Origin of the sequence: Rubellimicrobium arenae (genome assembly GCF_017916275.1) — a bacterium.
GTDB classification, from domain to species: domain Bacteria; phylum Pseudomonadota; class Alphaproteobacteria; order Rhodobacterales; family Rhodobacteraceae; genus Rubellimicrobium; species Rubellimicrobium arenae.
Genome location: NZ_JAFMST010000012.1, coordinates 119,493 through 131,002, shown reverse-complemented (window position 1 = coordinate 131,002; position 11,510 = coordinate 119,493). Strand labels below are relative to the sequence as shown.

The following is an 11,510-nucleotide window of genomic DNA, read 5'->3' as shown; positions in this document are numbered from 1 at the left end:
CCGAGCCGCTTCGCCGGCCACCCCAGCCGTAGCCGCCAAACCCGTCATGCATTAAGACTGAACCCGGACCACCCGATGGGGGCAGGCCAGGGAGCAATGCACGGTTGGGGCAGGGAGGAAACCAAGGACTTCCAAAGGAATGGCCTCGAGCAGGTTATTAAGGACATCGCTAATAGCGAATTCGCCATCTTTGTCGACGACTTTCACTACATCAAGGCCGAGGTGAGAGAAGACGTGGGGCGACAAATCAAGGCGGCCGCTGAAAGCGGGGTAAAGGTGATCACGGCTTCAGTGCCTCATCGCGCCGATGATGTCGTCCGCAGTAATCCTGAACTTCGCGGCAGGGTTGCCGCCGTGGACTTGGAGCCATGGACGCGAGAGGAATTGATCCAGATTTCCCGAAAGGGTTTCGGTGCTTTGAATGTAGATTTGGCACCTGCCCTTGAGAAGCGTTTAGCGGACGAAGCGTTTGGGTCGCCGCAACTCATGCAGAGTATCTGCATGAATCTCGCTCTCGTAATTGGAGTGAAAGAGCGTCTTGCGGAACATGTCCGGATGGATGTCACAGAAGAGATGGTAAAAGATACCCTTCTTAGAACCTCGTCGTTTGTTGATTTTTCGAAGATGCTGCGGGATTTGCACATCGGGGCCAAAACACGAGGCACAGAAAGGAAAGAGCACGACCTGATCGATGGGTCGAGAGGTGATGTGTACCGAGCGATTTTGCTGGCCCTGAAGCAGGATCCTGCCAAGCTCGCTTTGAGCTACGACGATATCACAACAAGAGTACGGGACGTATGCATATCCGACGCTCCCTCCGGCTCGAGTGTTAACGCCGCTCTTTCTCAAATGCATACCATCGCTGAGAACCTGCAAGGGAGCACGAGTCCGCTCTCTTGGGATGACCCTATGCTGGATATTGTCGATCCATACTTCCTGTTCTTCCTGAGGTGTTCCAATAAGCTTGAGCAAATAGCGGGCCGATAGATCACGAGACCAGCATCCCGCTGACACATGAAAGCTGGATATGGTGGCCGGAGCTTCGGGGGCGTGACCGCGCGTCGTCCATGATTGACGATCTGGGGTCCGAGCCGACCTGCCTCCCGAGTTCGGTCAGGACTTACGAGCCAGTTACCCGGTCGTGCCTCCAGGAGAGGCCTCGTCCCCGGCCACACCCAGGATGAGCGCTGCGGCCGGGGCAATCAACTGCATCTGCACCGCTGGACCGCTTCGTCCCGCTGGCACGCCCGTGGTGAACTGCTCCCACAAGTCTCATGCGGGCACGGCTGTTTGCTCGTCCTGATCCCGCGCATCCGCTTTGGGGACGTAGATCTCTTCCATCGCCCACGCACCAGCAGAAACCGCCTCCGGCTGAGTTTGAGTTCCGCCATCATGGGTCAAACGCGAGCGCAGTGATCGACCGAAAAAGAAATCGCTCTCATTCGATGTCGAACGAAAATCCGCCGTTTGGCTCAGCAACTGTACTTAGATCAAAACCGGACCTATGAGCCTGCGCGATCAAACGATTCTGCCGCTCGGTTCCCCCTATCACCGCAATTGTTGTGCCAAGGTTGATGTACTTCGTAAGGTCGAGATTCAAACCCATCCTTGCCTGATTGTAGTACCGTGAGAAAAGGACGAGGAATTTCCTCAGAGGCTCATCCGAAATGCGGGCGACAACGTGAACGTCACTGGGAAGGAGATCGACAGCTACGGTCACTGGAGGGCGCATCTCGGCGTTGCAGACCAGTCCGGCATCAAGGCAGAAGATACTATCTATCTGCCCAGTGATCGGCTCCGGCCCTTCGCGGTGCTTCGCCTGCCATTCAGCTACCATGCGAATGTTCTGAGCTTCAAGGGCAATCACCAGATAGATGGTCTGCCAGGTTTGATACGCCCGGCCGAATAAATTGAGGGAGCTTTCGACAGGGCCGATGACTGGGTAGTAAGCCGTTCGGCACAACTCCTTTACACTCTTGCAACTCTGGACGCAGCTGTCGTATTCGGCCTTGGTGAGTTTCGTCTTCACCTCGATGACGAAAAATACGCATTCGATGGGAACAAGACTTTGGCCACCGATGGAGAATAGCATCGGCGTTCTAGCTTTGTCATACAGGATGATGTCGAGCTGACGGGATGTGTTGCGCTGTGAGTCGATCGCAATTCCACTTGTGATGCCGATGTTGTCAGGGAGAATCTCCCGGAGCACATCTGCGACGGCTTGCTCGACTGAGGTTCCTTTTAGCCCGGCGTGATGGAAAGCTGACCGGATGGCAAGTAGCTGTGCTCTTAATATATTAGAGCGTGCCTCAAAGATTTCCTCTAAGTTCGCCATGCTGTCTCCCGTGTCCCGTATGCTCAACTTAGAGCGACTCGCGTATCAGTGCTATCGAGCACAGATTTATTCCGTTCAGTGACGAATGCTCTCCCTTGATACAGCGGGTGGAACTATCCTTTCTGAACCCCTTTGGCTTCTCGTCGGAAATCATGGAGGTGGAACCAGTTCTTTCAATGACCTGTGAGTCAGCGGAGTTTTTTGAGATGGAAACCTGAACCGATGCGCAACTGAATATGATCACTGACGTCGTGCCGGGCCCTACTTGATCCTCGATCATCGTTGCATCTGAGGCAAGGCTCAGGAAGCCTTGCGCAGGGGCCCGAGGAGACGCGCCTCATCTCCTATGCTCTTAAGTAGCCGACGTAGTTTGTATGCACTCAGTTCCCTGCCGCTCGCTGGTGGGCACTCGGAGGCATAGTTTACAATTTTATCCTTTTTCTTCAAAGGGTTTCGACGGATTCAAAATCCGCCGGGGCAACCCCCCGTGAAGGTTCGAGTCCTTTCACCGGCACCAGCGCGTTCCGCCGATATGGCCCAGGTCACTCTGGCTCCATGGTGGAGCGCTCTGCCATCATCCGGAGAAGCTTTGACGTCCAATCCGGAGACGACGCCACATCAAGACGGCTGGCGTGGCTTCTGGTGTGATCTGCCTTCTGTCGATTGGACAGGGTCGGATGCTGTTGCTCCGACTGCCGTGTCGTTATCGCGTTCCGACAGTCTCTCAAGGTCGCTGGTGAAACGCCTGCATCACGCCAGGGGTGGATTTTTCACGACCCCGGATCTGGGCCGATCCTCTTTCCTGTAGGCATGACGTCCGATGAGCCTGAGCGTGTCGGACTGAGGTCAAGGTGGTTGCAGAGCGTCGCCGCGCCGGTCCGGTCGGTGCCATAAGGCCCAAGGCTTCTTAGCTGTCGGCATCTCACCGGATCGGGATGGCCACCGCCCCTTCCGTGGGCGGCCATCCACCAAAAGGCCGTCAGGCAACTGCACCCGGGGTCCGCGATCAGGCCCAGCCGGTCAGGACCAAGAGAATGGGATGCGGATGGGCTCAGCGTCCTCGAACCTGACAGAGATGCCGCTCTGATCGAAGCTCACGGACGCCCGGGGGATGGTCTCTTCCGGCGTCGTCTCGATGCGCACCTGTGTCGCAAGCGCGCCGCGGCCCTTCTGGGACGTGCTGCGAATGAGCGCCATGCGCGTGAGTTCTCGCTTCCTCATGCCGGGGTGATAGGGCGCTTCGGCGAAGGAGAGCCCGCCGTCGCAAGCACCTCCGGCAGAGAGACCTTCGACCGGCAGGGTCCGCACGCTGATACCAAGCCCGTCTGACCGGCTCGCCCGGAACCCTGTGGCCTTCGTGGAGGCCTCGATCCGGTCGAGGCTTGGATGGAGAACCAACTGGGCCTGCCCAACAACGCGGTCTGGCGAGTCGAGAAGATCGACGATCACCAGGTCCCTTGGCCGGCGAAACACGATGATCCGGGCAAGCTTCGCCCGCTCGCTCGACCTGCGGCAAAGGACCCAGGAGTCGCCCTCGAGCTGCCAGTCGGCCAGCCGCGCTTCCTGAGGGGTGTCGTCATCCCAGGCGATCCCATTCCGTTCAATGATCCGGAATACATTGTGGCTGGCGAAGGCGTCGGTGTTCAAGGACCCTGGCAGCGACCGGTCGTTGGTGAACTTGGCCGGATCGACGATCAGCTCCTGCTTGAGCCCGTACAGTTGGAAGCTGCCATCATCCGTGTGCTTGTGGATGCGGGAGACCGAGCCGCACTTCACGTGGACGCAGACCGGTGCGTCGTCCATGGTCGTCCCCTGGTCCATGCGCCAGTCGCTGCGCAGGCAGGCATAGCCGACGCTTTCGAAGACCGCGTCGCGTTCGGCGGGGGGCTGGCCGCTGGTCCCCTGGGTGATCAGGTGGTCGAGGATCCGAACCAGCTCGTCGTCAGGCGAATAGAGCTCCTGCTGAACCATTCCGGTCCGGAGGCGCTCGAGTTCCTTGACGATGTTGGCGCGCGCCGAGTCGCCGAAAGGGGCCAGGGTCCCGTCCGGCCGGACGAACGTCACGAGGCTACGAAGCACGGCATCCAGCGCTTCGTGCAACTCGACGGGGGGACCGCCGCCGATATAGGGCAACAAAAGGGCCCGAAGCAGGAGCTTCGCGAACAGCAGATGGTATTCGGGGCTGTTCTCCACATGCGCGCCTTCGCGCGAGATGGAGCGGGCCAGCTGACAGGTCACGACCCGCTCGACGGCGTGACTTTGGATCGCCTCGCCGTGGCAGAGACCGTTCAGGCGTCCGACCGCGCGCAGCAGTGCCAGGTCCTGGAAGAGGCCATGGTTGTGGCCCGGCGTATAGCAGATATCGTCCAGGATCGCGGCAAGCTGGGTCAGAAGGATCTGGAATGCCGCAAGGACGACCTCCGGATTGGCGCTGGAGGGTCGCTTCGTGTAGCCGTCCAGGAAGTCCAGGACCGAGTTCGCGCGGATCGCCAGGGGATGATCGCCCCAGGTGAAGTCATCCCAGCCGAGGTCGATCGGCAGGCAGTTCAGGAGATGGGTACGGTAGTCCAGAATGGCTCGACCTGCCGCTTCCATGCCCACGTCGTCCTGGCGCGACAGCTTGGGCACCCAGGCGAGGCCGTTGAACATCAGCCTCCAGCGCCGATCCTTCTGGAGTTGCACCTGCCAGTCGATCGGGGCGCGGACCGTGCCCGGCTCGTAACCGTCGATGTCGACGGGGATCGTCAGGTCGGCGCGGGGCAGCGTGCCCTTGAAGGCCTTGCTTTGTGGGCGTCCAAAGATCTGCCGCACCAGCTCCTCGAGGCTGCTCGGCGCAAGCCCGAACACCTCGGCCAGCGTGTCCGCCGAGAACGTCGGGGTGAGGATGGTCCGGTAGCTGAGCGGATGGAAGCGGTCCCCAGTGGAGGAAGACCTGATGGAGGCCTCAATGGCCCTCATCCTCGTTTGCACCGCCTTCTTCATGAGGCTCCCCTCAGATCCGGAATTCCTGGTTCGATTGCCGACGGCCATCCGTCCCTCGGCCCTTCTACGGCCGAAAAGGCGACCCGACCCGAACAGCGCGCGCGCACCCCAACCGATCGCCTCCGGCTTGGCCGCCGAGCCTTAGGACGGGACGGGCACCCAAGGATCACGCCCGGCTGGAGGACTTCGACATGGTACGGTCGGCGACGGCTCCGTTTCCCCGCTAGGCGGTTGCAGCCGACACTCCTGAAGGGGTTCTCGTGCATGATCCACGCTGACTTGGCTGGCCCGCAAGGGAGGCAAAACCATGGGGAGACGCAACCACCACGGGATGCCAAGGACCGCTCTGATGATGTGACCGCCCCCCGACGGCATCGGTGTGCCAGGGTGGGTCTGCGACGATCCACAGAGGGGAGCGGTCATGGCGGAGATTACCACAGTCGGGCTCGACCTGGCGAAGAATGTGTTTCAGGCGCATGGGGCTGATGCCTCGGGGCGTGCGGTCCTTCGCAAGAAGCTGCGGCGCGATCAGGTGCTGGCCTTCTTCGCGCAGTTGCCCGCCTGTGTGGTGGCGATGGAGGCGTGTGGCGGTGCCCATTTCTGGGGCCGAGAGATCGGGCGGCTGGGCCATGAGGTGCGGCTGATCCCGCCGGCCTATGTGAAGCCTTTTATCAAGCGCCAGAAGTCTGATGCCGCCGATGCGGAAGCCATCTGTGAGGCCGCCCAGCGTCCCACGATGCGCTTCGTGGCGGTGAAGAGCGAGGAGGCTCAGGGCGCCGCGATGGTGTTTCGCGTGCGCGAGCTTCTGGTCCGGCAGCGCACGCAGGCGATCAACGCCCTGCGGGGTCACCTGACCGAGTTCGGGCTGGTGGTGCCGCAGGGTGCCGCGAACGCCGCGCGGCTGATCGCTCTTGTCGAGGACCAGGGCAGCGGCTTGCCCGCCGAGGCTGTTGCCACGCTCAAGGTGCTGGTTGTAGCGCTCGCCCACCTCGAGGCGGAGATCGGGAAGCTCGATGTCGAGATCGCACGGCGTGCCAAGGAGAACGAGGTCGCCCGACGGCTGATGACGGTGCCGGGCATCGGGCCGCTGATCGCGACAGCCATCGCCGTCCTGGCTCCCCCGCCCGAGACGTTCCGCTGCGCGAGGGACTTTGCGGCCTGGCTGGGCCTGACGCCCCGACAGCATTCGACCGGTGGCAAGCAGCGGCTGGGGGCCACAACCAGGATGGGCGAACGGTCTCTGCGGCGCCTGCTGATCATTGGCGCCAACAGCGTCATCATGAAGCGGCATGTCCATGCCTCAGCCAAGCCAGGCACATGGCTCGCAAGGCTGATCGCACGCAAGCCACCCCTGCTGGTGCGGGTGGCGCTGGCCAATAAGATGGCGCGGATCGTGTGGGCGTTGATGGCGAAGGGAGAGGTCTACAGGGCTCCGGCCGTGGCGGCGTAAGCCGACAGGCTGCGAGGACGTCGGAGCGGAAGAGGGCAAGGAGCGGTATGGCGCAACGGTCGTGAGACGGGATCGGGACACCCAGGTTGCAACAGAGTGCCATCGAGCACGCGGCTCTGATCTGGACCCGACCCGCGAACACCATACGGGCCCGCGGCATCCCAGGGCCGCACCAAAGGCCGGACAGATGTCAGCACCCGACAGCGCGCCAGAACCAGCTCCGAAGATCCCTCTTGCGCAAGGGGCGGTTACAGATGTTGCAAGATGATCGCGGGACGTTCCGTGGGTCCAGGGCAGTCGCCCGGCGGCGCATCCTGTCAGCAGGAGAGGAGCCGAGAGGGCACCGGGGAACGTCGCCTGGGACAGCCCGTGATGAAGGGGGCTGACCCTATGATGGGACCTATGGGCGGCCAGGAACGGACCTCACCGCCACGGCGGGGCCGCGTTCCCGCTCCGTCCCGGCGGCTCAGGCCCGGATCCGCGGGTCGTCCCACAGCGGGGCGAGGTGGACGCGGGCCGGACGACGTTCCCCCAGGATCTCGACCTCCAGGGGAAGGCCGTCCGTGATGCGGTCCGGCGGCAGGAAGCCCTGCGCGACCGAATGTCCCGTGAAATGCGAGAACCCGCCCGACGTGCACCAGCCCGCCACCTGACCGTCGAGCCAGATCGGCTCCCAGGCCACGACGTCGGCATCCCTCGCATCGACGATCAGGCTGGTCAGGCGCTTGCGGGGACTGGTCGACTTCTCGGCCGCCGCCGCGGCCTTGCCGATGAAGTCCACGGGCTTGTTGTAGCGGACGAACCGGTCGAGGCCGGTCTCGGCCGGGGTGTAGTCGGGCGAGAACTCGCGGCCCCAGCTCCCGAACCAACGGTCGAGTCGGAGCGACATCATGGCCCGCATCCCGAAGGGCCGCAGGCCCAGATCCCGGCCCGCCTGCCAGAGCGTCTGCCAAAGGTGGCGCACCGACATGTGGTCGCAGAAGATCTCGTAGCCGAGGTCCCCGGTGTAGCTCACGCGCTGGACCAAGCAGTCCGCCATGCCGACGGTCAGCCGGCGAACGTCCATGAACCGGATCGACCCCACATCCGATCGCGTGACGCGGCGCAGCAGTTCGGTCGCGCGGGGACCCGCGATCTGGAAGCCGGTCCGGGCGTCGGAGATGTTGTCGACCCGGACGCCGTCGGTAAGGTGCTGCACGAACCAGCGGCCGTGCCAGCCTTGCGCGCCATAGCTCGCCGTCAGCATGAACTCCTGCTCGGACAGGCAGGACACGGTGAAGTCGCCGATGATCTTGCCGCTTTCCGCCAGCATCGGATTGAGCGCAAGGCGACCCGGACGCGGGATCGTCCCCGCCATGATCCGGTCGAGCCAGGCGCGGGCGTTCGGACCGGTGACGCGGTATTTGCCGAAGTTCGACAGCTCGTTGATGCCGACCCCGGTGCGGACGGCCAGGACCTCCTGCCGCGTGGCCTCCCAGGCGTTGGAGCGACGGAAGGTCGGGGTCTCGTAGGCCGGCTCGCCGGACAAGGCAAAGTAGTTGGCGACCTCGAGCCCGTACTGCTGCCCCCAGACGGCCCCCATCCCGGACAGGACGTCGTACATGGGCGAGGTGCGGAACGGACGCGCGGCGGGCTTCTCTTCGTTCGGGTAGGCGACCGAGAAGCGGGTCTGGTAGTTCTCCACGACCTTCGGGACGGTGTAGCCGGGCGTCGTCCAGTTGCCGAAGCGGGCGACGTCGAAGCCGCGCGGGTCGCGCTCGACCTCGCCGTGGATCATCCACTGGGCGAGGCTGAGGCCCATGCCGCCGCCCTGGCTGAAGCCGGCCATGACGGCGCAGGCGGACCAGAAGTTGCGCAGGCCCGGCACCGGACCGATCAGCGGGTTGCCGTCCGGAGCGAAGGTGAATGGCCCGTGGATCACCCGCTTGACGCCCGCCCGCTCGAGGACGGGAAAGCGGCGGTAGGCAAAGGCGACCGAGTCCTCGATCTTGCTGAAGTCCTCGTTGAGGAGCTCGTGCCCGAAGGTCCAGGGCGTGGTGTCGGGCGACCAGGGCTCGCAGGGCTTTTCGTAGAAGCCGATGCAAAGGCCGCGACCCTCCTGGCGGAGGTAGCTTTCGCCGCCCGGGTCCATGACGTGCGGGAACTCCCGGCCGCGGTCGAGGAAGGCCACGATCTCGGGGATGTCGTCGGTCACGAGGTACTGGTGCGCCATCGGCAGGAGCGGGCCGTAGACCCCGGCCATCGCGAAGACCTCGCGCGCCCAGAGGCCGGCCGCGTTCACCACATGCTCGGCGTGGATGGTCCCCTGCTCGGTCACGACGTCCCAGGTGCCGTCGGCGCGGGGGGTCAGCTCGAGCACGCGGTTGTGGAGCACGATCTCGGCCCCGCCCATCCGGGCGGCGCGGGCATAGGCGTGGGTGGTGCCCGAGGGATCGAGGTGGCCGTCGAGCGGGTCGTAGAGCGCGCCCAGCACGCCTTCGACATTGACCAGCCCTTCGGTCATCTCCTCGACCTCGGAGGGCGACAGGATCGCGGTGTCCAGGCCCATGTAGCGGTGCTTGGCGCGTTCCGCCTTGAGCATGTCGAACCGTTCGGGCGTATCCGCGAGTGTGATGCCCCCCACATGGTGGAGGCCGCAGGACATCCCGGTGATCTCCTCCAGCTCCTTGTAGAGCCGGATCGTGTAGCCCTGGAGCGCCGCCATGTTGGTGTCGCCGTTGAGCGTGTGGAAGCCGCCCGCCGCGTGCCAGGTCGAGCCGGAGGTGAGGTCCGACCGCTCGATCAGCATGACGTCCGACCAGCCGAGCTTGGTCAGGTGGTAAAGGACGGAGCAGCCGACGACGCCTCCGCCGATCACGGCCACGCGGGTGGTGGTCTTCATGGGTCAGGTTCCCTCGTTCGTGTTGGGCCTATTTGGAACGCCGCAAGGCGCACCGATTGCCCGATTGCGACAGTTCGGGTCGCTCGCGGCCCGCTTGCCCGTCACGATTCCACGAATGTCCTGCCCGATCCTGACACCACCGCGCGGGGGGCGTTGCGCCCTCCCTCAAGGGATGATGCGCGTGTACTTCGTCCCCTCGACCGTCGCGCCCATCCGCAGGCCCGACTGGGCGAAGACCACGGCGATCACCGGGGACAGCGACGTGGTGGTGTCGGCGCGGAGCACCTCGCCCTGGTCGATGACCGCGTAGTCGATGTCCGCGCCCGCGACCCAGCCCGCCGAGGACCGGAACTGCGACAGGGCGTCCTGGGTCATGAAGAAGAGGACGTGGCTGTACTGCTGCGCGCCGATCTGGAGCCCCGCCGAGGCCGCCGCCGCGGAGTAGTAGTCGACCGAGGTGTTGCCGACCCGCAGGGCGCCGGTCCCATAGGAGCCGCCGAGCCCCAGGCCCAGCTCCGTCACGACCGGCATGACCAGCACGCCCGCCGCCCGGTTCGCGAGGTCGCGCGTGCCGGGATAGGTGGAGTAGAGGAAGCTCAGCGAGCTGTCGACGCGCGCGTCGATGATCGCCGCGCCGCCCGAGCCCACGCCGTTCGAGCACGCTGCGAGCAGGGGTGCCGCAAGGGCCAGCGCCGCGAATCTGCGCCTGGAGAGGATGTTCATTGTCACCGCCCGATGGTTTCTTGGCCTTGTGACCGGCCGTTGGGACTAAGTTTAGCCGGACCGGCCCGGCCTGTCATCGACTGATTCGAACCGCAGCCCGAATCAGCCGTTCATTGCTCGCGCCGCTTCGGGCGCGAAGTAGGTGAGGACGCCGTCGCAGCCGGCCCTCTTGAAGGACATGAGGCTTTCGAGCATGACCCGGTCGCCGTCGAGCCAGCCGTTCACGGCCGCGGCCTTGAGCATCGCGTACTCGCCGGACACCTGGTAGGCGAAGGTGGGGACGGCGAATTCGTCCTTCACGCGGCGGCAGATGTCGAGATAGGGCATCCCCGGCTTGACCATCACCATGTCCGCGCCTTCGGACAGGTCGCGGGCGACCAGGCGCATCGCCTCGTCCGAGTTGCCCGGGTCCATCTGGTAGGTCTTCTTCTCGCCCTTGAGGGCGGCCGTCGCGCCCACGGCGTCGCGGAAGGGCCCGTAGAAGGCCGAGGCGTACTTGGCGGCATAGCTCAGGATGGTGACGTTCTGGTGCCCCTCGGATTCGAGGGCCCGGCGGATCGCGCCGATGCGCCCGTCCATCATGTCGGACGGCCCCAGGATGTCCGCGCCCGAGCGCGCCTGCGCCAGGGCCATCTTCACGAGAGCCTCGACGGTGCGGTCGTTCACGATCTCGCCGTTCTCGACGAAGCCGTCATGGCCGTCGATGTTGTAGGGGTCGAGCGCGATGTCGGTCATCACCGCGACCTCGGGCACCGCGTCCTTGATCGCGCGGATCGTGCGGTTGGTCAGGTTGTCGGGATTCCAGGCCTCGGCGCAGTCGGCGGTGCGATGCTCCATCGCGGTGTAGGGGAAAAGGCACATCGCCGGGATGCCGAGCGAACGGGCCTCGCGGGCCGCCTCGACCGCGCGGTCCACGGTCAGGCGGTTCACGCCCGGCATCGAGGGCACCGGGACGGATTCGTTGGTCCCCTGCATCAGGAAGATCGGCCAGATCAGGTCCGAGGGGGTCAGCGTGTTCTGCCGGACAAGGGCGCGCAGGGCGGGCGTGGCGCGCAGCCGACGCAGCCGGGCGGCAGGAAAGGGGGCGGGGGGCAGGGTCATGGGACACTCCACTGTCTGGCGCCCGGTCCGGCCCGGCG

Annotated in this window: 7 protein-coding genes; 2 read left to right on the top strand and 5 right to left on the bottom strand. The window is 64.3% G+C overall.

The features are described 5' to 3' along the window. The coding region (locus J3P31_RS17930) for a hypothetical protein (RefSeq protein WP_210529879.1) at positions 1-987 on the top strand (987 nt) is incomplete at its 5' end. A gap of 451 nt (positions 988-1,438) precedes the next feature. Here J3P31_RS17930 and J3P31_RS17925 read toward each other — a convergent pair. After that, positions 1,439-2,335 carry a DUF6602 domain-containing protein gene (locus J3P31_RS17925; RefSeq protein WP_210529878.1) on the bottom strand — a complete coding sequence of 299 codons (897 nt, stop codon included), beginning with the start codon at positions 2,333-2,335 and terminating at the stop codon, positions 1,439-1,441. Positions 2,336-3,355: 1,020 nt separating this feature from the next. Further along, a complete protein-coding gene (locus tag J3P31_RS17920) occupies positions 3,356-5,293 on the bottom strand; it encodes a heparinase II/III domain-containing protein (RefSeq protein WP_210529877.1) in 1,938 nt (645 codons plus the stop codon). 445 nt (positions 5,294-5,738) lie between these two features. On the opposite strand from J3P31_RS17920, the gene J3P31_RS17915 reads away from it, so the two are divergent. Then, entirely contained in the window at positions 5,739-6,767 is a 1,029-nt protein-coding gene (locus J3P31_RS17915; RefSeq protein WP_210529888.1) for an IS110 family RNA-guided transposase, read from the top strand. Between the two features lie 466 nt (positions 6,768-7,233). Here J3P31_RS17915 and J3P31_RS17910 read toward each other — a convergent pair whose 3' ends face one another. From J3P31_RS17910 to hemB, 3 genes are all read right to left on the bottom strand, one after another. After that, positions 7,234-9,648, bottom strand: coding sequence for a GcvT family protein (locus J3P31_RS17910; RefSeq protein WP_210529876.1), 2,415 nt, complete (start codon positions 9,646-9,648; stop codon positions 7,234-7,236). Positions 9,649-9,813: 165 nt separating this feature from the next. Beyond that, on the bottom strand, positions 9,814-10,371 hold the full coding sequence (locus J3P31_RS17905; protein WP_210529875.1) for a lipid-binding SYLF domain-containing protein: 558 nt from the start codon (positions 10,369-10,371) through the stop codon (positions 9,814-9,816). Positions 10,372-10,473: 102 nt separating this feature from the next. Continuing rightward, positions 10,474-11,472, bottom strand: coding sequence for a porphobilinogen synthase (hemB, locus tag J3P31_RS17900; RefSeq protein WP_210529874.1), 999 nt, complete (start codon positions 11,470-11,472; stop codon positions 10,474-10,476). Positions 11,473-11,510 lie beyond the last annotated feature (38 nt).